Genomic DNA, 25,753 nt, shown 5'->3' on the forward strand with positions numbered 1-25,753 from the left:
TAAATTATCTTTTGTTTCTTCCATTATGGCTGTGGCTTTAATAAAATAGCTTTCTATAGTTTTGATCTGCTCTTCTGAAAAAGTGGAAAGCAATGCCATAGTTTTCTGCTGCAGTTCGTCAAAGGAAGGCTTGAGAAGCTTCATGCTGTTTTCGACATTTGGAACAATGATGACCTTTCTTCGGTCTTCTTTGGTGAAATGCCTTTCCACGAGCTTCATTTTTTCCAATCGGTCTATTAATCCCGTTACGGCACCTGTGCTTAAACCCGTAAGTTTTGAAATTTCTCCCGCGGTTATAGATTCGTAGGGAAGAATAAGCCCTAGATATTTGTGGTCGGTTCCCGAAAGCCCTGCTTTTCGTGCAATCGCAGCATGCATAAATGCAGATGCATCAGAATACTTTCTGCTCGCATTTTGGAATCTTAACAGTACATCTTGGTTATTAATTTCACTCATAAACTAAGTATCTTAGTGACAAAGATAAATAATTTATATGAGAATGTGAACTCTATTGAAACGTTATTCAGGAAGCATTACGCCAAACATCAGACATTCTCGTGAGAAATGCCGAGGAAGAAAGCAGTGAAGGATGGATTGCAAAGTGTGTAAATCCTTATACGTTGGCGTAAGTTCAGCCTATATTATTCCTTTTGCCAATTCATTTTTCTTTTTGTAATATAGCTGGACTAATCCAGTTTCAAATGTTTTTGCCGAAATAAATTCAAGCGTTTGTTCTGGTCTTCCATCTTTAAAAAGTCTTGTTCCGTCACCCAATAAAATGGGAATAACTGAAATTGTAAACTCATCTATCAAATTGTTCTTTAGAAGTTCATTTATGACTTCAGCGCCGCCATCACAATAAATATTTTTGCCTTTTTCAGATTTTAGTTTTTTGACAAGTTCGACTATATTTCCTGTATAAAAAATTGTCCGCCCTATTTGTGGTCTTTCAGTTCGTGTGATGACATAAATATCTCTTTGACCGTTGTCGTAATGAGATGAACCAATTTCCTTTAGAACATAATCATAAGTTTTTCTGCCAATAATTAAAGTATCTACATTAGCAGTAAATTCTGCATATCCATAATCTTCATCTTTTTTTTCGACAAGTTTCAAAAAGCTTAGATCGTCATTTGGCTTTGCTATGTAGCCATCTAAGCTCATAGCGATGAAAAGTGATATTTTTCGCATTTTTTATTAAGTTTAATGTTTTGTCAAATGTACTTTTGTGCCACCGATTATACTTTGTAAAAATGCGACAAATTACAATGATGATGGTGAAAGTCCAGTATTTCGCTTAATTTCATTACTGAGATGCGAATGGTCATAATAGCCACATTCAAATGCAATATCCGAAAGACTTCGATCTTGATTTGTTTTTTTAATAATATTTAAAGCATTTTGAAAACGAATGATATTTGAATATTCTTTTGGTGAGAGTCCAATGTATTTTTTAAAATTACGTTCCAACTGTCTTACTGTTGTGCAATTCTTTTTAGCCAATTCGTAAATGCTGATTTGTCCGTTTGCTAAATCGATATCATTAATAACAGATTGCAGAGGAATGTTTTTATTTTTTAATCTATCCAAATAGAAGCGGTTAAAATAATCGAATGATTTTTCAAATACCGTATCAGTATGAAAGGAATTAGATTTTTCAAATTCAACAGTATTGTTTATCAATATACGTTGCGGGTCGTAGCTATAGAAATTGGCAAAAGCAGCTGGTTTTAGACATGCTCCTGCTAAATGAGTATCCATATCTATTAAACTGTCTTTATAAGAATCCATTGCACCAACAGCATAGGTTTTTCCAAACTCCAAAAAAAGAGAGCCATTATCGGTCAAACAGCTATTTCCTAAATTAATTATAATTCCGCTGCAGCCGTCAGGATAAACTCGTTCCTGTTGTGATTTGTATAGGTTTCCTTTCAGTTCCCAAAAGAAATGAATGTAAGGCTCTAATTCTTTACAAGGTTTTATTTTTTTGTACTCCATACATCCATTTTTTTGTTTCAAAAATAGGTAACCTTCGTTCGATATAGCAGATTGGTACGAATTTAAGCTTTAATTTCAAAAATGCCTATTAAATAGTCTGTGAAATATGTCTATGCTTTTGACTGATAAATCCATCTTATAGGACATCATTATATATAATTTTATTTTTCAGTTCAGGATCTCATGGTTTGGTTCTGGGTTTTATGTAAGACCGCTAATTATTAGTGAAAAATTTTTGTTAGGTTTTGTTTGTGCAGGGGAGATTAATTTAATTATTTAATCTCCTTTGCTTTATTTGGCTAAAGTGAATTAAGACAATTTAATAAATATATGATTTATATGAAAAGTGAGAATTTTAAAATTAAAAAGAGCAGTTCCCTGAAATTGGCTGTTGTGGCTTGTATGCTCTTGTTTTGCGGTTCCGTAAAAGGGATTTGCCAAAATGAAGAAAAAACAAAAAGTGCTTTTGGGGTTATTGAAAGGCTTGTTGGGAGTCGCGTTAACGAATTTCAGTTAAGCATTGAGGAAGACAAAAAAAGTAAATCGGACTGGTTTGAAATTGAAACAGATAATAATCTCGTAAAGATAAAAGCTTCTACTAATACAGCAATCTGCTATGCTGCATATAATTTTTTAAAAGACATAGGAGCAGTTTTAATTAGTTGGGAAGGAACCAGAATTGAACTGCCTAAAACATGGCCGAAATATTCAAAAAATGGAGATACGCCTTTTCAATACAGAGAATACCTCAATGCTTGTACTTTTGGCTATACAACTCCTTGGTGGGATTGGAAACGCTGGGAACAAGAAATTGACTGGATGGCTTTTCACGGGATAAATCTTCCAACTGCTATGGAAGGTCAAGAAGCGGTTTGGCAGGAACTGTGGAAAGAATATGGCTTAACCAATGCGCAATTAGAATCTCACTTTGCAGGCCCAGCCTATCTGCCTTGGCAGCGTATGGGAAATATTAATAGTCTAGAAGGACCGTTGCCACAGGAGTGGTTTTTTAAAAAAGAAGCTCTTCAAAAGAAAATCTTAGAACGAATGAGAGCTTTAGATATGCATCCTGTTGTGCCAGCTTTTAGCGGTTATGTGCCAAAGGCTTTCGCCGAAAAACATCCCGAAGCTAAAATAACCGAACTTAAATCATGGTCAGGCGGTGGATTTGCAAGCACTTTTCTGTTAGATTCCAAAGATCCTTTATTCAAACAAATAGGAAAACGCTTTATTGAAATTTATACCAAAATGTACGGAAAGTCTAATTTTTATTTAGCCGATTCTTTCAATGAAATAGAACCTCCTGTTTCAGAACATAATAAATATGAAGAACTTTCTAATTATGGAAGTGCTGTTTATGAAACTATAAACGAAGCGGCTCCTGGTGCAGTTTGGGTTATGCAAGGATGGCTTTTTGGAGATAATAAAGAATTTTGGACAAAGGAAGCGACGAAGGCATTTTTAAGCAAAGTTCCAAATGAGAAAGTGATGGTTCAAGATTATGCCAACGATAGATATAAAGTATGGGAAAATCAAGAAGCTTTTTATGGCAAACAATGGACATACGGATATGTGCATAATTACGGAGGATCGAACCCTGTTTATGGAGATTTGAATTTTTATAAAGACGAATTAGCAAGCTTACTTAAAAATTCAAATAGAGGAAATATTGTAGGCTACGGAGCAATGCCTGAAGGATTAAATAACAATTCGATAGTTTACGAATATATATATGATCTGCCATGGACTAAAGCAGAACAGCCTTTAAATGATTGGATGGCTAAATATTTAAATGCAAGGTATGGGCAGACTTCAGAATCTGTTTTTCATGCTTGGGAATTATTGATCAAATCTGTTTATAATGTTAAATATTGGGAAACACGTTGGTGGAACGACTGGGCTGGAGCATATCTATTATTCAAACGTCCTACAATCAAAATTACAGAGTTTAAAGGAAATCCGGGAGACAAAAGCAAATTAAAAGAAGCTTTGGATATTTTGAAAATAGAAGCTAAAAAGTACAGTAAGAAGAATCTTATTCAATACGATTTAATCGATGTTTCAAGGCATTACAATTCACTTTCTATTGACGAAGAATTGATTGAATGCGTAAAAGCGTATCAGGAGAAAAACATTGCAAAAGGAGATCAATTGTTTAAACAGATCGAAAAACAAGTTTTAGAAACAGATAAGATGATGTCTGGACAACCTTTAAATAATTTAGACCAATGGGTTAAATCGGCCTCAGATTACGGAAGTTCGGCAGAGGTTTCTTCATTATATATCAAAAATGCTAAAACATTAATAACTCTTTGGGGTGGAGAAGGGCATCTTAATGATTATGCTTCAAGATCATGGAAAGGAATGTATAAAGAATTTTACTGGCCAAGATGGAAAATGTTTTTGCAAGCTTTAAAAAAGGCATCAGTTGGCAATACTTCTTTTGATGAAAGTAAGGAAAGAGAATCAATTAAAAATTGGGAAATTAATTGGACAAAAAACAAATAAAAGATTCTAAGATTACAATTAATGCGTATATAAACATAATTTAAGCTCATATTTATAAAATAACCTAAAGCGATACTATCTGTATGAAAAAGAAAAACTTTCGAAATCGATTTATTAGTCAGTTTTTGACTATATAATTGTAGAAAAAAAACTTTGCAAAGCCTTATTACCATTGACTTTATAGAAATTATCCATGTTTATGAATAACTTGTCCATTTGTTAACATTTCTTTAGCGCTAATTTCGTCAATACTTTAACTAATTAACCAATATTACAATGGAAAAACTTAAACTTTTATTATTAGCCTTCTTCTTTGGCTTCTCAATTAATACCTGGGCACAAAAAACAGATGTGTCAGGTGTGGTATTGGATGACAAAGGTATTCCTCTGCCAGCCGTTAATGTACTTGAAAAAGGTACAACTAATACTGTAACAACAGATTTTGACGGTAAATTTAAAATTACTGCTTCAAACAAAAATGCTACACTTGTATTCTCTTTTATGGGATTTGAAGATCAAGCTGTTAAATTAGACGGAACGAAAACAAATTATTCGATTAAATTGCTTTCTACTACAACCAATCTAGAACAAGTTGTTGTTGTAGGTTACGGTAAAGGATCACGTAAAAACTTAACCACTGCAGTTTCTTCTGTTAAGGCTGAAGATTTGAACAGAGGTGCAATCAGCGACGTTGGACAACTTTTGCAAGGAAAGGTTTCTGGTTTGAATATTTCTTCCAGTGGCGATCCAACAAAAACGGCTTCTGTTGTTTTGCGTGGGGCTTCAACATTAAATAGTTCTCAAGGACCGTTTTATGTAATTGATGGTATTCCTGGTGTAGACATTTCTGTGATTTCGCCAGATGATATTGCGACTATTGACGTTTTGAAAGATGCTGCTGCAACAGCAATTTATGGTAACCGTGCTGCAAACGGGGTTATTATGGTAACAACAAAAAAAGGAAGTAAGGGTAGAACGCAAGTGGCGTACAATGGATATGTTGGTTGGGAAGAAGTTTCAAACAATCTGGATATGATGAATGCAGATCAGTTGAGAGATTTTACAACAAGAAACAATTTAAATTTTACTCCAGAAAATGACAAAGGTGCCAACACGAACTGGCAAAAAGAAATTTTAAGACCTGGACGTGCCAAATCAAGCAGCCATAACCTTTCTATGAGTGGTGGAGGAGATCACGGAAGCTATACTGCAAGCATCACTTCGATTAATAAAGAAGGAGTTATGTTAAAAAGTGATTTCTCTCGTATAATTGCTCGTTTGTCTGTTGAACAATATGCTTTTGACGATAAAGTTAAATTTGGCTTGAACGTTACTAATTCAAATACGAAATATCAAAATGTACCGCAACGTAATACAGTGCTTTTGCAGGCAGCAAGTTATCTTCCTGTATCTCCGGTAAGAAATCCTGACGGTAGTCTTTTTGAAAATTTTGTGAGCCCAGGATATTTTAACCCTGTAGCCTTAATTGAGCATGGTACTGACGAAACTAGAACAGACAACCTTGTAGGTAATCTTACTGCAGAAGTAAAACTTCCTTTTGGAATTACGTATAATTTGAATTTAGCACATCAGAGATTAACTGCATCTCATGGAGAGTTTTATGACAGTTATTATTCTCAATACAACAGTGCCAACTTTTACAATAACCCAGATCCACCTTTGACAAAAACATTGGTTAATTTTGGTGTAAATGGTTCTGCATTGAGAAATTCGTATGAAACTAGAAATAATATTATAGAGAGTTTCTTCACATGGGATAAAACATTTGGAGATCATAAAATAAAAGCTGTTTTGGGTTACTCATGGCAGGAAAATACTTTAGGAGACGGTTTTCAAGCTACTACGACAAACTTTCCTGTAGATAATGTTGGATATAATAACTTAGCTTTAAGTAATTACACTTCAGTTAATGGTTATGTAGTAAATTTTGGAGATAGCAGAGCCTACCAAAAAACACGTTTAATTTCATACTTCGGACGTTTAAACTATAATTATAAAGATAAATATCTTTTGCAAGGATCTCTAAGAAGAGACGGTGGATCTATGTTTGGTGCAAATAACCAATGGGGATATTTTCCATCTGTAGGAGGTGCTTGGAGATTAGATAAAGAAAGTTTTATGCAGAACCAGAATGTTTTTAGCGATTTGAAACTGCGTGCAAGCTGGGGGGTAACAGGAAATTCTTCTGGGTTTAATGCTTACACGGCTCAATTTATATCTGGAAGTTTAGGAACTTTTTATTACAACGGACAGCAGATTGGGGCTTATGGACCTAACCAGGCAGCAAATCCTGATTTGAAGTGGGAAAAAACAGCGACAGCAAATATTGGACTTGATTTCTCTATTGCAAAAGGAAAAGTAACAGGTTCTGTTGACGTTTACGACAAAAAGACAACAGATATGATCTTCAACTATAATGTTAATCCAGTATTGGTGCCAGTAGGAACAATTGTGGCAAATGGAGGTACAATGTCTAATAAAGGTATTGAGCTTAGCTTAAGCACAACTCCAGTTAAAACGGCAAATTTCAGCTGGAATTCTAACCTGAATTTGGCTCATAACAAAAATGAGATCGTGAAATTAACTAGTCCGTTTTTTGTTGGAGGTGACTCTATCCGCCGTGTACAGCCAGACGGAGGTGGACAAACAGGAAGTACTTTGCAGATTTTTAAAGAAGGAAAACCTCTTGGGCAATTCTTTACATTGAAATATGCAGGGAAAAATGCAGATGGGGTTTCTCAGTATTATGACAAAAATGGTGACTTGACTACAACACCGCAAATCGGAGTAGATTATCATTATGCAGGAAGTGCACAGCCTAAATTATTAATGGGATGGGCAAATAATTTTCAATACAAAAAATTTGATTTAAGTATTTTCTTCAGAGGAGTTTTTGGAAATAAAATTTTCAACGCAACTCGTGCCGATTTGTTTAGACCAAGCACGGCAATGACCAATAATATTTTGGTTGATGCAGGAAATGAATCTCCAAATGATTTAAACTCATTTAAATATTCAGATCGTTTTATCGAAGACGGCAGCTATATAAGATTGGACAACATGACATTAGGATATAATTTTGGTAAAGTGGGCAGATACATAAGCAGTCTTCGCCTTTATCACACGGTAAATAATGTATTTGTGATTACTAAATATACTGGAATTGATCCTGAGGTAGAACAAGGAGGAACAGCTCCTGGTGTAGATTCAAATAACTTCTATCCAAAAACAAGAACGTATTTGTTCGGTTTAAATGTGACCTTCTAAAAATTAAATGCTAAAAATTATGAAAAAGATATTAAAATATTTAGGACTCCCAGTACTTATGGCTGGTTTAGTATGGTCTTGCAGTGACCTTGATGTGCCTATTACAACACAATTGACACCTGATGTGTTTCCTCAAAATTCAACACAATATGTTCAGGCTACGGGTCCAGTTTATGTAGCTTTCAGAGGAGAATTTTCTTTTGCTTGGTGGTGGGCTCAATCTTTAAGTACAGATGAATCTATTTTGCCTGCAAGAGGAGGAAACTGGTTTGATAATCGAAATTATATTGCCATGCATTACCATGACTGGAATGCCGATAATGGTATCATTGGAAGTCTTTGGGACTGGACATCTAAAGTGATTGGAACATGCAATCAGACGATTTCAATTTTAAGACAGACAATGCCTGAAGGAACAGAGAAAAAGACTCTGATTTCAGAGATCAAAACAATGCGTGCTATTTCTTATTTCATGTTAATGGATAGTTATGGAGATGTGCCTTTGGATACTTTATATGGAGATTTTACTGCTCATGCTAAAACACCAAGAAAAGAAGTTTTTAATTTCATTGAAAAGGAATTAAAAAGTGCCGTTCCTAATTTGAATCCTGCATCTGGGGTTAGCACTTATGGACGACCAAACAAACAGACTGCCAATGCAATGCTAGCCAAATTATATCTGAATGCTGAGATATATTCAGGAACCTCACGTTATACAGATTGTATTGCAGCTTGCGATGAGGTAATTAATTCAGGATTATATGCTGTTGAGCCAAGAGCAACTTACCTGCAGATGTTTTACCCGACCAATGGACCACAAATGAAAGAGTTTATTTTTGCAGTTCCTTATGATCCAGCAGCAGTTACAGTTGGCTACAACGGACAAATGTATCACGCACGTTATGATGTGCCACGTTCTGAGAGAGCTAAATTTGGTCTTTCTTTTACGCCAAGTGCGCCTAGAAGTACGCTTCCTGAATTTTATGCTTATTTTAATGATCCTAATGATATTCGTAACAAACAGTGGTTGACTGGTCTTCAGTACATGAATGATGGCGTGACTCCAGTTATGGTTACAACAACTAAAAAAGGATATGACCAGTTTTACACAGGATCTGACGGAGGTGCTTCATACACTTATCAAGTAAATTTAACGCCAAATATTATACCTCGCCAGAGTGAAGCTTTATTTGATCTTGGAAACGATGAAATTGCTTGGAACATGGGGTATAGAAATATTAAATTCTACCCAGATGCCACTTCAACAAATCGTAATCAAAAGAATGATGTTCCTTTCTTACGCTATTCAGATGTGCTGTTAATGAAAGCAGAATCAATCCTTCGCGGAGGCGCTGTAACTTTAGGTCAAAGTGCAGATGCATTGGTAAACATGGTTCGTTCTAACCGTACAACATCTGCACCTGTAAGCGGCGTTACTTTAGAAGAGCTTTACAAAGAAAGAAGCCGTGAGTTTGCTTGGGAAGCTTGGCATAGAAACGATATGATTCGTTTTGGAAAATATGAAGGATCATGGGGCTATAAAACTAATACAGATGTTTATCGTCGTGTATTCCCGATTCCAACCAATGCTATGGTTTTAAATCCAGCTTTAATTCAAAATGACGGATATTAAAAATAAGGGTTTTGAATAGGTACGCATTGTAACCCAATTTAATTTTGAAAGGAGAAGAGCACAAAATTCTTCTCCTTTTTACTAAAAGTAACATTGGTTTTTGCTATTTATAATAACCAATTCATTTTTGTTTCATTTTTAGAATGCTTGCAAAGCCTAATCAAATGTGTTTTTTGAAGATAAATGAGAGATTAAGCTTTGCAACATTCTTTTAATTTTTATTAAAATCATTATCAGCCCAATTTTGTCCCATCAATACACAGCATAAATGGAACTAAGTAAAATCTATAAAATAGGACATATTGCCATAAGTTTGACTTTAGTTTTTTTATTGTCATGCAACGCTCAGAAAACCAATTCTCTACAAAAGAAACAATTGTCAGATATGGTTTATCCGTTGTTGGACACCGAAAATTCAAGATGGTTTTACTTTTCATCAGCAAGCCGTCCTTTTGGTATGGTTAATTTAAGTCCCGATACTGAAATTAAAGGCGATTGGGGAGGCGGCTATAAATACACTACAGACACAGTTAAAGGTTTCAGCCACATTCACGAATGGCAGATGTCTGGTGTATCTATAATGCCAGTTACGATTTCTGACACGAATAAATCAACCGTTTTTAAAGATTTTTATTCCAAATTCAGCCATCAGACCGAAATCATAACACCAGGATACCATTCGTTGAAATTAGATAGATATCAGATTACAGCAGAATTGACCAGCACACCAAGAGTTGGATTTCATCAATATACTTTTCCCAAAAATGCACAAAAAGCCATTCTTTTTAACCTCAATACCATTTTAGGCCCTTGCGAAAATACCAATGGAAAATTAGAAAAAAACAATGATTTTGAACTTTCAGGATCATTAGTTTTGAGTACTAATTTCAGGCGTCCAAAACCATTGACCGTATTTTTTAAAGTCAAAACAAATCAGCCAATTGCTTCTGTAGAAAGAGATCCTGCAACGGGGAATTATTTAGTCCTTTTTAGCGGAACAAAAGAACAGATACTGATGAAAGTCGGCATTTCTTATACCGCAATAGAAAACGCTGCGATCAATATCGAAGCAGAATTGCCGCATTGGAATTTTAGCCAAACAGTTTCCAATTCAAGAAAAGAATGGAGTGCTTTATTAGGAAGAATAAAAATAGAAGGAGGTACTGAAAACGATCAAAGAAGATTTTATACCGATTTATGGCATGCTTTACAAGGAAGAAAAATGATTAGCGATGCAAATGGAGCTTATCCTGATAATACAGGAGAAAAATTTAGGGTGGGACAGCTGCCTGTAAATGCTGATGGAAAACCGAAATTCAACCATTATAATTCTGATGCTTTTTGGGGCGCACAATGGACGATTAGCAACCTCTGGGGATTGGTTTATCCTGAGATTATGGAAGAATTTGTGCATTCGCTAATGCAGTATTATAAAGATGGAGGTATTATTCCTCGGGGTCCCGCTGGCGGAAATGATACGTATGTAATGACAGGAGCATCGACAACTCCATTTATAGTGAGCGCAATCCAAAAAGGAATTGTAAAAGAAAATTTAGAAGAGATTTATACTGCACTCAAAAAAAATCATATGCCAGGCGGTATTATGGGAAAAGCTGGATATGAACACAATACCAATATTGGAGGCGGACTAAAATATTATTTGCAAAAAGGATATGTGCCGTATCCGCTTCCTGATGGGGATTTTGGCAGCCACCAAGACGGAGCAAGCCAAACTTTAGAATATGCCTATCAGGATTGGACTTTGGCACAGCTGGCAAAAAAACTGAACCATGAAGATGATTATCTATATTTCATGAAAAGATCCGAGAATTATAAAAATATATTTGATCCATCAATTGGCTGGATGCGTCCGAGAAATGCGCAAGGAGAATGGCGAGAGAATTACGATCCGTATCAGTATGAAAATGGATTTATTGAATCTAACGGAGCACAGTCAACTTGGTTTGTTCCTCATGATATTAAAGGTTTAGCAGCATTAATGGGCGGAAAAGAAAAGGCGGCAGAAAAATTGAATATTCAATTTGAAACAGCTAAAGAGCAAAATTATACCTCAGGAACTTCACATGACGCAGAATTGCATCCAGAATTCAGCAGGATTCCTGTAAATTTCGGAAATCAGCCATCAATCCAAACTTCCAATATATTTACTCTTTTAGAAAGAGCCGATTTAACGCAGTTCTGGACTAGAAACGTAGTGAAAACCACTTTCAGCGGATTATCTCCTGCAACTGGCTATAATGGAGATGAAGACCAAGGTCTAATGGGAAGTTTAAACGTTTTGCTTAAAATAGGCTTGTTTCAAATGAATGGGGGAACAGACAAGGATGCAGTTTACCAAATAGGAAGCCCAATTTTCAACAAAATTACGATAGATTTGAATCCAGCATATTATTCAGGAAAGACATTTGTAATTAGAGCCCAGAATAATAGCTCAGAAAATGTATATATAAAAAACATCAGATACAATAATAAAGCAGTAGAAGACTTTACGCTTTCGCATCAACAGATTACAAATGGAGGTGAGTTAATCTTAGAAATGTCAGATCAGCCAAAATCTTAATACTAAAGAAATAATAAAGAATGAAAAATACAAAGTCGCTCATTTTTTTAGCAGCAAGTTTCTTTCTTGCCCTAAATAGCAGTGCTCAGCAGAATGTGCATCAATATGTTGATCCAATGATAGGTTCAGAAGGCGTGGGAAGAGTTTTTATTGGCCCGTCTTGTCCGTATGGAATGGTAAAGCCAAGTCCCGATTGTACTTCTAGTCCAAACAGCGGCTGGCTTCCAGAACCAAAAGAAGTAACGGGATTCAGTCAGGTGCATGTGAGTGGAACGGGGGGAGGACCAAAGTACGGGAACATACTGATTATGCCTTTTTCGGGTACTTTGGATAAAATGGATCAGACTTCTTTTAGAGCTGAAGAAAATGTAAAACTAGGTTACTACGAAACCATTTTCAAAGAAAATAATATCAAAACCGAAATCACAACAGGTGAGAAAGTTTCATTTTATAGAATTACATATCCAAAAAACAGTTCCAAAGAATTAAAAATAGACCCAGGATTTTTTCTCGGAGAAGAAAAGATTCCTGATGCTAGAGAAGCCCAGCAGTTTGTTGGGTCACAAATTGAAATAGTTTCAGATACGGAAGTGAGAGGCTATAGCAGAATTAGAGGCGGATGGAACAATGGAAGAGCTTACACGGTTTATTTTTATGCTGTTTTCGATCAGCCTATATCTAAATATGTAACTTTTAAAGACGGAAAATTCTATACCAATCAGAAAAGCCAATTTGACTCTGGCAAAAAAACTGCAGCATTATTGTCTTTCGGAAATGGAGGAAAAGAAGAATTGAATGTAAAAATCGGAATTTCTTTTTTGAGCGAATTAAAAGCGAAGAATAATATAGATATTGAAATTCCGCATTGGGATTTTAATAATGTATTGAACACATTACAAAATAAATGGGAGAATTTATTAAGTCGTATTCAGCTTTCAAAAGACACTTCAGACGAATATAAAAAAATGTTTTATACAGGTTTGTATCACACTATGATTATGCCTGTGGATAGAACAGGAGAGAATCCTTTATGGACAAATGATGAGCCGTATTACGATGATTTTTATACGATTTGGGACACATTTAGAACTTCAAGTCCGTTAATCACGCTAATTGACAGCAAACGAAAAGTAGATATAATCAACGCGATGCTTAATATTTACAAACGTGAAGGATATATGCCAGAAGGAAGAAGCGGAAATGATAATGGAAGAACTCAAGGCGGATCAAATGCTGAGGTGGTTATAGCTGATGCTTTTGTGAAAAACTTAAAAGGAATTGATTACGAATTGGCTTTACAAGCCATGATTAAAGACGCTACAGTGCCGCCGGGAGGAAATGAAGAAAGAGAAGGTCGCGGCGGACTTTTGGATTACCTTAAATTAGGTTACGTTCCTTATGGCACTGACCGCGCAGGAAACCGAACAATCGATTATTCGTACAACGATTATAATATTGCCACAGTGGCCAAAGGTTTAGGCAAAACAGAATTGTATGATCAATACATGAAACAAGCTGAAAGCTGGCAGAATTTATGGCGTGCCGATTATGAAAATAACGGAGCAAAAGGATTTATCATGCCAAAAGACAAAGACGGAAACTGGCTTGATGATGTCGTTTTTGGAGAATCTAAAATCCAGAAACCTACTTTTAAATATACGCCTGTTATTATCGAATCTCCTTGGTATGTATGCCATTGGTGCGTGTTTTTCTACGAAGGGACTTCTTGGGAATATTCATTTAGCATTCCGCATGATGTTCCAGAACTGATTAAAAAATCGGGAGGAGAGAAAGCGTTTGAAAATAGGCTGGATATTTTCTTTGATCATAATTTGTTTAATGTCGCCAATGAGCCGTCATTTTTAACGCCATGTTTGTATCACTGGATTGGGAAGCCCTATTTGAGTAGTGACAGGATTAGAACCATTATAAAGAATAATTTTAATGCTTCAAGAGAAGGTTTGCCAGGAAATGATGATTCTGGCGCTATGTCTTCTTGGCTGGCTTTCCACATGATGGGATTATACCCAAATGCTGGACAGCCTTATTATCTGATCAATACGCCTTTGATTAAAGAAACAGTAATACAGTTGGAAAATGGTAAAAAGTTTACCATCTCAGCTAAAAAAATGACGGATAAAAACAGATACATAAAAAGCGCTCTACTAAATGGAAAACCATACAACAAAGCATGGATTATGCATGATGATATTAATAACGGTGGCGAATTGGTTTTAGAAATGGATTCAAAACCATCAGCTTGGGGAACGACAATTTTACCGCCAAATAAATAAAAAATGATAAACAGGATGAAAAATATATTTTTAATGCTTCTTTTCTGCATCGTTTATCAGAAAGGAACCGCACAGCAATACATTCCGACAATTAAAAATAACACACAGCTGCATTATGTATGCAAGCTTCACGGACAAACCAGAAGTCTGCAGCTCATAGCAGAAATAGCAACTGATAAATTAGCTTTTAAATTGGAAACCAGAGGCGTGAAAAGTAAAATTGTAATGCTTTCTGAAGCTGTGCAAAATGGAACCGAATTAAGTTTTAATCAAGGAGAATATGAACCTGTTTTAAATTTAAAACCAACAGAAACTTTTTTTATGATTTCTAGATCGGCTTATCAAGATTTAGTAAAAAAAGGTTTCTTTGTTTATAATAATACAACCTATGTTCTAGATGAAAAAAATGCAGAAAGTGTTCTAATTGAAGGCAAACCAATTGATGCTCTGCATGTAAAAGCGAAGATTGATGAAACTGAAATGTGGATTGTAAAAAATCCCGATTTTCCCTTAATCTGTAAAATTACAAATAATCCATTAGGGATCAACCCAACGTTGGTAAAGGTTGTGGATTAATAAAGTTAACTATTGGGTAAAATTAATTTTAACACATAGAAACATAGACTATTTTATTGCTTTTGTTTAAGATTACCAAAAAAAGCAAGCTTTAACACATAGCTATGTGTTTTCAAATAAGTGAAACGCCTTTTTTAAAGTTTACAAAAGCTATGTTTCTATGTGTTAAAATTAATTTCACCCAAAGGGTTAAAGTTTCTGAGTTATAATAATAAACCATGGCATTTAAAAATTTCTGTTGGGTATTGATTTTTGCAGTTCTGATTTCCTGTAAAACAGAACAGCATTCGCATGGCCAAAAAATAAAGATTGCTTTTATAGCCGATGCTCATTTACAGGATATTTTTGCCAAATTTGAAGATAGCAATTATCAAGGCATTCAAAACCCTGTAACGGGCGAATACGCGAACATTAGAACCATGAATGCGCAACTGCATTCAACTCGAATTTTTAATGAAAACTACTTTGCTTTTTTAGAAGCGTTAAATGACATTGCAAAAAGAGGCATAAAACAGGTAGTTCTTCCAGGTGACTTTAGTGATGATGGACAGCCCGTTCATGTTCGCGGATTACGAAAAATACTCAACGATTATTCTCAGAAATATGGTATTTCATTTTATGTAACCACAGGAAATCACGATGTTGTGAGGCCTTTTTCCCAAGATGCCGTTAAAACGGACTTTCTCGGAAAAGATGGAAAAGAGCAAATCATCAGTAGTTCTTCAAATAATTTCAAGACAAGTAAAAGCGATCTAGTTCCCATTATAACTGCAGATATTCAAAACTGGGGCTATAAAGAAACGATTCAAGAAATGCGTGATTTTGGTTTCTTTCCTAAAAAGACTGATTTATACTGGGAAACACCGTTTTCAAATTATTCGTACGAAGAATATAATTTTGAAGAAGCCCAAAAAGAATCCGCTTTAGAAAAAAGAACGTATACAATTAAAAACACCAATTTGTTGCTGCCAGATGCAAGTTATTTGGTTGAATCTGTAAAAGGAATCTGGCTATTAGCAATTGATGCCAATGCGTATGTTCCGAATGAAAAATTATCAGGAAAACCAAATGATCCTCATGACTTTTCTGGAGCAAATACAGGGTACAATAATGTTCTGATTTATAAAAGCCATTTGCTAAAATGGGTAAAAAAAGTGGCAGAGCAAGCAAAAGCAAAAGGAAAAATACTAATTGCTTTTAGCCATTATCCAATGGTAGAATTTAATAATAATGCTTCAGCTGAATTAAAACTGCTTTTCGGCGCCGATAAAATGCAATTGCAGCGTGTTCCCAATGAAGATGTCGCACAGCAGTTTGCAGATGCTGGAATTCAGATTCATTTTGGGGGACACATGCACATAAACGATACAGGCGTAAGAACAACAGCAAAAGGAAATACACTGTTTAATATTCAAACTCCATCGCTTGCCGCTTATATGCCAGCTTATAAAATACTGACGATTCATTCCAATTCAACACTAGAGGTCGAAACTGTCGTAATTGGAAAAGTAAATAAATTCAATAGTCTATTTCCTTTTTATGAAGAGGAATATGCTCATTTAAAAGAAATAAAAAGCAAAGACATTTGGGATAAAGAAATTCTCAAAGCAAAAGATTATGAAGAATTTACCAATTGGCATTTAAAAGAATTGGTTCGTCTAAGGTTTTTGCCTGAGGATTTTCCTGCAGAATTTCTAAAATCAATAGTTAACCTATCAGGAAGAGATTTATTAGAAAAGAACAAAAATATGCAAGAAGCAGATAGAGATTTGAAAGAGAATTCTCTGACCCTTTCCGATTTTGAATCTTGGAATGGTTTTGATATGATTTTCGATTTTTACCGTTTAAAAAGTGCTGACGAATTAGCATTTTCAAAAATTGGAAAAGAAAGATTAAAACAATATGAAATCATATGCAGACAGTTAAAAAAAGCAGATGATCAGAAACTGATTTTATGGTCAGAAATATTTAATAAAACGATGAATGGCGAACCTTCGGATCATTTTATGATTGATTTAAAAAACAGTAAAATTGATAATTTATCTGTTAAATAATTTTGATATTTTTTAAATCAAAAAAGATTAAATTGCATTTATAATTTATTTTCATGAGACTAAAATTCCTTATAGCATTCTTATTGTTTAGCAGTTTTTATTATTCGTATTCACAGAATATAAAATTTGCGCACTATAATGATAATAATGGACTGTCTCATAATTCGGTACGCCATATTGTGCAGGATAAAAAAGGTTTTATGTGGTTTGGAACATTCTCTGGATTAAACCGTTTCGATGGCTATCAGTTCAAGAATTATATGAGTTCTACTCCTGGAAAAAATAAATTATACAATGATGATATTACAGCTTTAGAATTAGATGAAGCTTCTAATAATTTATGGATCGGCACTCGAAAAGGATTGACGCTTTTTAAAATGGACACTCATGTCTTTACTACTTTTTTTCATAAAAAAGACGATCCAAACAGCCTGCCTGATGATGAAGTGAGATCGGTTTATGCTGATAAATTTAAGAGAGTTTGGGTGGGTACAAAGACCAAAGGAGTCTATTTGTTTTCTCTAAAAGAAAACCGATTTGAAAAAGTCCAGCTAAAAGGCTTTGATTATGTCAAAGAGATTTTTGAAGATAAAAAAGGCAATGTTTGGGTTGGTAGTTATGAAAAATCAGGTGTGGCCAAAATTACAATGGATGCAAAAGGGGCAATTGTCAGGATTATGACCTATACGCTCTCTGTACCAAATTCAAATGTCAAAAATCCCTATCTCAATTTTATTTATGAAGATGCCAAATCAGATATTTTTATCGGAACTAGAGAAGGATTGTATAAATTGGATAAAGCCAGAAATCAGTTTGTTAATCTATACATCGATAACAAACAGGTTAGAGGCGCTTTAGGTCCATATTTTCTATCTGTTGCAAAAGCCCCAGACGGGAAATATTGGGTTGGAACGTTAGGAGGGTTGCTGGTTTGCAATGAGTTGGAAGATATTCAAAAAGGAAATTACAAATGGTATTATTCTATTTTGTCAGATGATAGTTCGCTGGTTGATAATTTAATAGCCTCACTTTATTTTGATAAATCTGGCGTACTATGGATTGGAACCGAAGATGGTCTGGATAAATATGATCCTTATGAAAATCAGTTTACTTTAAACAAAGACATATCGCGTTCTATTGGAAATCAGGCGCCAAGAATAAGAGGTTTTGCAAAAACATACGATGAAAAAGTAATTGTTGCGACCTATCATAACGGACTTTTTATCTCCAATACAAAAGGCTCAGTCCCGTTGCATAATACAGGAAAAGATATTGCCAGCATTTATTCAGATGATGGAAAGATATTTTACTGCGGTCTTTGGGATGGAAATATTTTGGTGTACAATTACATGACAAATTCTTCCAGAGAAATACATACCGGATTTGATAATTCGCCTGTTTTTGCTTTTTCTAAAATTGATGGAGAATCTCTCATTGCGGGTTCATTTGGAGAAGGTGCTTTAATTTTAAATACTAAAACTCTACAGATACAGACTTCAAGCAAGCTTTTGCCAAACTTTCAAATCAATGCGATTGATAGGGATGCCAAAAATAATATATGGTTTGCTACAGAAACGGGAGTGGTAAAATACAATATCAATTCAGGGAAAATAGAAACCTATTCCTCTCTTTTTGTTAAAGAAAAGGGAGTTCCTCATGATGAAAATGTAAGCGATGTTTTAGTGGATGTAAAAGGCAAGATATGGGCTTCAACACGTTTTGGACTATGCTTATACAATCCGAAAAAGAACGAATTTGAACCCATAAAAAATTTGAAAGAACTTTCGGGAAAATGGATTACCGATATTCTTTCGGATACAAAAGGGAATTTGTGGCTAAATATCAATAACAATAATATTGCTTTTGTTAAAGCTGATTTGAGAGAAATCAGTATCTATCATGTAAACAGCGGTAATAGATTGGACGTTTTCAGCTCCAGCGGCTTCTTTTATTTTAATAATTCGAATATTTTTCTGGGAGGGAAAAACGGAATTATTTCTTTTTCGCCTCCAGCTATGAAAAGAAACAAATGGTCGCCATTGCCGGTGATTTCTGAATTTAAAATTCAGAACGAAGAAGTTTTTCCAGAAATGGAAATCAATGGAGAAATACCGCTTTCAAAAGATCTGAATTATGGTAAAGAAATTGAGCTGAGCCATAAAAACCGCAATTTTTCTATTCAGTTTTCTACTCCTTCTTTTGCAAATGAAAAATTGAACAGGTTTCAATATATGCTAGAAGGCTTTGATAAACATTGGATTACGGCAAATAGTACCTCAAGAATCGTTCAATATACCAACCTTTATCCTGGAAACTATACTTTTAAAATCAGATCGAGCAATAGTGACGGATATTGGAGTAAAACGGTTTCTTATAAAATAAAAATCCTGCCTCCGTTCTGGCTCACGCCAACTTCGTTTCTAATGTTTTTTGCAATTCTGTTTGGCGTTTTTTATTTCATCAGAAGAGAGATTAAAAACAGGATAAGACTAAAACAAGAACTGCTTACCGAAAAAGTAAACAGAGAACATGATATAAAACTGAACAACGAAAAACTGCGTTTCTTTACGAATATTTCGCATGAATTAAGAACTCCTTTGACATTGATTTTGGGGCCTGCAAAACAGCTTTTGGAGGAAAACAGCAATGCAACCGATTATGAAAAAAGCAGATACAATCTGATTTATCAAAATGCAAGCCGATTGTTGAATCTGGTAAATCAGGTTTTAGATTTTAGAAAAGCGCAATCAGGTGAGTTGAAGCTAAAGGTGACACAGACGGATATTCTTTCCTATTCTAAGAATATTTTTGATTCATTTAAAGAAATGGCTTTCGACAAAAAAATCAAGCTCAATTTTATTTCTGAAGATGAGCAGATAAACGGATGGCTGGATAATGACAAGTATGATAAAATACTGTATAATCTTTTATCGAATGCCTTGAAGTTTACCAATAAAAACGGAAATGTAGATTTGTATGTCGGGCTTAAAGATACGGTTGAAGATATTTTGGTAATTGAGGTAACTGATGATGGAATCGGAATACCATTCAAAAGCCAGAATAAAATTTTTAAACGTTTTTATCAGGCGTCTAACAGTCAGGCAAACAATACCGGATCGGGAATTGGCTTGTCGCTTGTAAAATCTTTGGTTTCAATTCATAAAGGGATTATTTCGGTTGAAAGCACACCAGGAAAAGGAAGTACATTTAGAGTCGAAATTCCGATAGATCGCTCTTCTTATGAGAATAAAGAAGTGTTTGAATATGCTCTTAAAAATGACAATCTAAGCATGCTTATTCCAGAAAAAGCAGCTAAGAAAATCATACAAAGTACAGATTTAAAAGAAAAAATCTTGGTTATTGAAGACAATAGTGAACTAAGAAAATATCTAGTTGATTATTTGTCTGATTATTATAAAGTTTACGAAGCCGAAAATGGGCAGGAAGGTTTGAAAATCTGCCGACAAATTAAGCCTATCTTATGCGTTACAGATGTCATGATGCCTGTTATGGATGGACTAGAATTTTGTAAAGAACTTAAGAATGACGAATTTATCAGCCATATTCCGGTTATAATGCTGACGGCGCTTTCTGAAAATATGGATAAAGTAAAAGGTTACGACACTGGAGCAGATGGTTATCTTGTAAAACCTTTTGAGCCATTATTATTGAAAACAGTTATTGAGAATATGATCAAATCGAGATTGGAGCTCAAACAGAAATTTTCTGGAGAAGTGGAAAGCAAAGTAAGCATGCTCACACATTCGCCAATAGATGAAGAATTTATGGAAAAAGTGACTAATCTGATCAATGATAATTTAAGTGAAGTAGATCTTTCTACCGATTTCTTGTGTGATAAATTGGGAGTAAGTTCGTCTAAACTCTACAGAAAAATAAAAGAACTTACCGACTTGGCCCCAAACGAGTTTATAAGAACCATACGTTTGAAAAAATCGGCAGAATTGCTTAAAACTAAAAAGTATAATGTTTCTGAAGTAACCAATTTGGTTGGTTTCAATGATCCGTTATATTTCAGCCGTTGCTTCAAAAAACAGTTTGGTTTTCCGCCGAGTAAACTGATATAATTAAGTTTTTTCTGCCACGAATTCACGAATTTTTTTAGCTCATATTAGATCGGATTTTTGTTCTAATTGCACTAATTTCTACAAATCGCTTATTTTCATTCCGACGAGAACCTGAGTGATAGCGAATAGGTGAAGCAAATTTCCATAAGTAACTCCGTAAAGATTTTAACTCCATTAAAAACATAGCCCAAGGTTTCAACCTTGGGTACAAAATATATTTCCATTAGCGGTATTCTGCCCTTAAACAATTATAAATATTCATCTAAATAATTTAGAAAAAATCCGTGTAATTTTTACTTAAAAAAAGAAGTAGCATCTGTCTTCAAATAAAAATTCGTGAATTCGTGGCAAAAAACACATTGCCATAGCTTTTCGTTTGTTTAGTGTGAAAAAATCCTACAATAATCAATTTTATCCATGTTTTTGATGTATTAGTCCATTTTGAAAGGAGTATGTAATTCTATTTTTGTCTTGTAACTTTTAACTATTAAGCATTATGAAAAAGCATATAGATACAGATAATCCTTTGAAAAATTTAGATGAATGGGAAGATGATTTACTAATGCGATATCCTGATCCTTCTGAAAAAAATGTAAAAGAAAAGCAAAAAGAAGAATTTAGGAATTATGTCGATTCAGAAAGGGTAGAAACAGTTAAGGAGTTTTATAGAATAAACCATACGTATCAAACCTATGATTTTGTTTGCAGTAAAGAACAGGAATTTCTGCAATTCAATAAAAAAGAAATGTCAATCTGGGAAGCTGTTGATTTTTTAAACACGCTTGTAGACGACAGTGACCCAGATATTGATTTAGATCAGACGCAGCATCTTTTACAGACTTCAGAAGCAATTAGAGCTGATGGCCATCCTGATTGGTTTGTCTTGACGGGTTTTATTCATGATTTGGGTAAAATATTATGCTTGTTTGGAGAGCCGCAATGGGCAGTTGTAGGAGATACATTTCCTGTTGGATGTGCCTATTCGGATAAAATCGTGTACTCAGAATTTTTTAAAGAAAACCCAGATTACACAGATCCAAGATTCAATACCAAATTTGGAATCTACACAGAAAACTGCGGATTGGATAAGGTAAAGATGAGTTGGGGACATGACGAATATTTATATCAGATTATGAAAGATTACCTGCCAGAACCAGCTTTATACATGATTCGTTATCATTCATTCTATTCTCAGCACAAAGAAAATGCGTATTCACATTTAATGAATGAAAAAGACATTGAAATGTTTGACTGGGTTAGAAAGTTCAATCCTTACGATTTGTATACAAAAGCCCCAGTTAAACCCGATGTAAAGGCATTGCTTCCTTATTATAAAGAATTAGTGGCTAAATATCTGCCTGAGAAATTGAAGTTTTAAAAAGGCCAGATAGATACATAGAAACATAGTTTTTTGAGCTAAAGATGTATTATAAGAACTAGTTTCCCACACATAGCTTGATATTTTATAATAAGTCAAACGCCTTTGAAATAAAGTAAAAAACTATGTTTCTATATATTTAAAAAAAATAATGTCAGCTATCTAAAACCAAAACAAATGCAGAAAACCAAAACCAAAATACTTTTATTCAGCCTGCTTATACTTTGTGGCGCAGCTGTTTTGGCACAGGAAAAAGATCGCAACGATTGGGAAAATCCTCTTGTGTTTCAAATCAACAGAGAACCCGCAAGAGCAGCTTTTCTTCCTTATGCAGATGAAACTTCTGTAATCATTGATAACTATGAAAATTCGCCTTGGTATTTTTCTTTGAATGGAAAATGGAAATTTTCATGGTCGCCAACACCAGACGAGCGTCCAAAGGATTTTTATAAAACAGATTTCAGCACTTTACACTGGAAAGAACTTCAAGTGCCTTCGAATTGGGAATTAAACGGATATGGAGTTCCGATTTACACCAACATAACGTATCCTTTCGAAAAAAATCCGCCTTTTATTAATCATTGGGATAATCCGGTAGGATCTTATAAAAAAGATTTTGTGCTGCCTGAAAATTGGAAGAATAGACATGTTTTTCTTCATTTTGAAGCAGGAACAGCGGCAATGTACATTTGGGTAAATGGTGAAAAAGTAGGTTATACAGAAAACACCAAAAGTCCAGCTGAATTTGATATTTCGAAATATCTGAAACCAGGTAAAAACGATTTGGCTATTGAAGTTTACAGATGGAGTGATGGTTCATATCTGGAAGATCAAGATATGTGGAGACTTTCTGGAATTGACAGAAATGTGTATTTGTATAGTACAGACAATGTTCGCATTTCGGATTTCTTTGCAAAACCAGATTTAGATGCAAAGTATAAAAACGGAAGTTTAAATGTTGATGTGAGTTTAAAAAATCTGACTTCAAAAGCGGTAAACAATCAAAAGCTAATTGCGAAACTACTTGACGCCTCGGGTAAAAATGTTTTTAACAAAGAGTTTAATGTCAATTTTGAAGCTTCAAAAATTCAGAATCTTAATTTTTCTCAGAATGTATCGAATCCGAAATTGTGGAGTAGCGAAACTCCTAATTTATATACTTTAATTCTCACCTTAAAAAACACAAAAGGAGAAATTGTAGAAACGGTTGGAACGCAAATCGGATTCAGAAAAGTGGAACTAAAGGGCGGGCAATTATTGGTAAATGGTGTCAGATTGATGGTTCATGGTGTAAATATTCACGAGCATAATCCAGAAACTGGACATTACCAGGACGAAGCTACGATGATGAAAGACATCAAAATGATGAAACAGCTAAATATAAATTCTGTACGCTGCAGTCACTATCCAAACAATATTCTGTGGGTAAAATTGTGCAACAAATACGGTTTGTTTTTGGTCGATGAAGCCAATATTGAAAGCCATGGAATGGGAGTGGAAGGACAGCCTCTAAAGTGGATGAATCCAAAAACTAATCCGGGTTATCTTCCAGAATGGAGAGAAGCACATTTGGACCGAATTTATAGTCTTGTTGAAAGAGATAAAAATATGCCATCGGTAATCATTTGGTCATTAGGAAACGAAAGTGCTAATGGACCAGTATTTCATGAAGCATATAAATGGATCAAAAAAAGAGATAATTCGCGTTTGGTTCAATTTGAGCAGGCAAAAGAAAATGAGAATACAGATATCATTTGTCCAATGTATCCAACAATTGAATACGTGAAAGAATATGCGGCAAGAAAAGAAGTGAGCCGTCCGTATATCATGTGTGAATATTCGCATGCAATGGGAAACAGCAGCGGTAATTTTCAGGAATATTGGGACATTATTCGCGGCAGCAAAAATATGCAAGGCGGATTTATTTGGGATTGGGTAGATCAGGGATTTTATGGAGTCGATGAAGCGGGGCGTAAATACTGGACTTATGGTGGCGATATGGGAAGTCAGAATTATTTAAATGATGAAAACTTCTGCCATAACGGATTAGTTTATCCAGATAGAACACCACATCCTGGGGCTTTTGAAGTGAAGAAAGTCTATCAGAATATTTTATTTAAAGCGGTAGATATCAAAAATGGTATAATCGAAATTAATAATGATTTTGGATTTACAAATCTGAACAAGTACAACTTTAAATATGAAGTTTTAGAGAACGGTAAAGTAATCAAACAAGGAAATTTGAATGTTGCTTTAGATCCAAAAACTAAAAAACAATTCAAGCTTGATTTGCCAAAATTAGAATCAAAAGAAGGAACAGAATATTTGTTGAATGTTTTTGCTTACACAAAAGAAGGTTCAGAATTATGGCCTCAAAACTTTGAAATTGCCAAAGAACAATTTGTAATTGAAGACGGTAAATATTTCGAAAAGTCTGAAAAACCTGCTTCTGCAAAAATTCAAGATGAAAAAGACCAATTTGTTTTGACTTCAGATAATGTTACAGTTAACATCAGTAAAAAAACAGGACTGATATCTTATTACAGTTTAAAAGGCGAGCAATACTTTACAGAATATCCTGAACCGAATTTCTGGAGAGCTCCAACTGATAATGATATCGGAAATAAAATGCAGATTAGAACCAATGTCTGGAGAACAGCTGGAAAAAACACTTCGTTAGAAAATATTCAGCAAACAGAAGAAAACGGTAAAAAATATATCGTTGCAAAATTAAAATTGAATGATGTTGCTTCTGATTACACAATTAAGTATGCATTAGAAAATGATGGTGCTTTAGAAATTCAAGCCTTTTATAAAAAAGGAAATAATCCAGTACCAGAACTGCCGCGTTTCGGAATGATTTTCACCTTGAAAAATACTTTGGAGAATCTGGATTATTACGGAAGAGGTCCTTTAGAAAATTATCCAGATAGGAAAACTTCTTCATTCAAAGGAATTTATAATAGTAAAGTTGCAGACCAATATGTGCCTTATACACGCCCACAAGAAAATGGATATAAGACCGATATACGCTGGTTTAAATTGTCAAGCAATACAGGAAAAGGCTTGGAAATAAAAGGTCTGCAGCCTTTATGTATGAGTACTTTGAATAATTATCCGAGTGATTTTGATGGAGGAATTTCTAAAAAGAACATTCATTCCAGCGATATTACTCCGAGAAATGAAGTAGTCGTATGTGTAGACTTGACTCAGCGAGGCTTGGGGGGCGACAACAGTTGGGGACAACCGCCACATGAACAATATGTATTAACCCAAAGCGAATACAGCTACGGATTTATTATTAAACCACTTTAAATAACCTGTTGTTTAGTTCTAGTCACAGTTTTCAGTAACATAA

Annotated in this window: 13 protein-coding genes; 10 read left to right on the top strand and 3 right to left on the bottom strand. The window is 34.6% G+C overall.

Annotation, left to right across the window (positions count from 1 at the left end; genetic code table 11):
* The 3 genes from NU08_RS17005 to NU08_RS17015 all read right to left on the bottom strand — a co-directional run.
* Positions 1–456, bottom strand: a 456-nt coding sequence (locus NU08_RS17005; RefSeq protein ID WP_129748309.1) for a MarR family winged helix-turn-helix transcriptional regulator, incomplete at its 3' end; no start/stop codon positions are given.
* A gap of 180 nt (positions 457–636) precedes the next feature.
* The gene (locus NU08_RS17010) at positions 637–1,191 is read right to left on the bottom strand and encodes a dihydrofolate reductase family protein (RefSeq protein ID WP_129748310.1); all 555 of its coding nucleotides are present in this window, start codon (positions 1,189–1,191) and stop codon (positions 637–639) included.
* A 72-nt stretch (positions 1,192–1,263) separates the two neighbouring features.
* Positions 1,264–1,998, bottom strand: coding sequence for a helix-turn-helix domain-containing protein (locus tag NU08_RS17015; RefSeq protein WP_129748311.1), 735 nt, complete (start codon positions 1,996–1,998; stop codon positions 1,264–1,266).
* Positions 1,999–2,337: 339 nt separating this feature from the next.
* Between NU08_RS17015 and NU08_RS17020 the strand changes: the two genes are divergently transcribed.
* The 10 genes from NU08_RS17020 to NU08_RS17065 all read left to right on the top strand — a co-directional run bounded on the left by NU08_RS17020 (position 2,338) and on the right by NU08_RS17065 (position 25,710).
* Entirely contained in the window at positions 2,338–4,506 is a 2,169-nt protein-coding gene (locus NU08_RS17020; RefSeq protein WP_129748312.1) for an alpha-N-acetylglucosaminidase, read from the top strand.
* A 276-nt stretch (positions 4,507–4,782) separates the two neighbouring features.
* Positions 4,783–7,794 (top strand): SusC/RagA family TonB-linked outer membrane protein, encoded by a 3,012-nt coding sequence (locus NU08_RS17025; RefSeq protein ID WP_129748313.1) that lies wholly within the window; start codon positions 4,783–4,785, stop codon positions 7,792–7,794.
* Positions 7,795–7,813: 19 nt separating this feature from the next.
* Positions 7,814–9,427, top strand: a complete 1,614-nt coding sequence (locus NU08_RS17030; protein ID WP_091134444.1) for a RagB/SusD family nutrient uptake outer membrane protein — start codon at positions 7,814–7,816, stop codon at positions 9,425–9,427.
* 268 nt (positions 9,428–9,695) lie between these two features.
* Positions 9,696–12,008, top strand: coding sequence for a GH92 family glycosyl hydrolase (locus tag NU08_RS17035; protein ID WP_129748314.1), 2,313 nt, complete (start codon positions 9,696–9,698; stop codon positions 12,006–12,008).
* 20 nt (positions 12,009–12,028) lie between these two features.
* Positions 12,029–14,302: a GH92 family glycosyl hydrolase gene (locus NU08_RS17040; RefSeq protein WP_129748315.1), complete on the top strand. Its 2,274-nt coding sequence runs from the start codon at positions 12,029–12,031 to the stop codon at positions 14,300–14,302.
* Positions 14,303–14,317: 15 nt separating this feature from the next.
* On the top strand, positions 14,318–14,878 hold the full coding sequence (locus NU08_RS17045; RefSeq protein ID WP_129748316.1) for a hypothetical protein: 561 nt from the start codon (positions 14,318–14,320) through the stop codon (positions 14,876–14,878).
* Between the two features lie 218 nt (positions 14,879–15,096).
* Positions 15,097–16,932 carry a metallophosphoesterase family protein gene (locus NU08_RS17050; RefSeq protein WP_129748317.1) on the top strand — a complete coding sequence of 612 codons (1,836 nt, stop codon included), beginning with the start codon at positions 15,097–15,099 and terminating at the stop codon, positions 16,930–16,932.
* A 53-nt stretch (positions 16,933–16,985) separates the two neighbouring features.
* Positions 16,986–21,017 (top strand): two-component regulator propeller domain-containing protein, encoded by a 4,032-nt coding sequence (locus tag NU08_RS17055; protein ID WP_129748318.1) that lies wholly within the window; start codon positions 16,986–16,988, stop codon positions 21,015–21,017.
* 496 nt (positions 21,018–21,513) lie between these two features.
* Entirely contained in the window at positions 21,514–22,395 is an 882-nt protein-coding gene (locus NU08_RS17060) for an inositol oxygenase family protein (protein WP_129748319.1), read from the top strand.
* 177 nt (positions 22,396–22,572) lie between these two features.
* Positions 22,573–25,710, top strand: coding sequence for a glycoside hydrolase family 2 TIM barrel-domain containing protein (locus NU08_RS17065; protein WP_129748320.1), 3,138 nt, complete (start codon positions 22,573–22,575; stop codon positions 25,708–25,710).
* Positions 25,711–25,753: the final 43 nt, after the last annotated feature.

Origin of the sequence: Flavobacterium anhuiense, from assembly GCF_004151235.1 — a bacterium.
Lineage (GTDB): Bacteria > Bacteroidota > Bacteroidia > Flavobacteriales > Flavobacteriaceae > Flavobacterium > Flavobacterium anhuiense_A.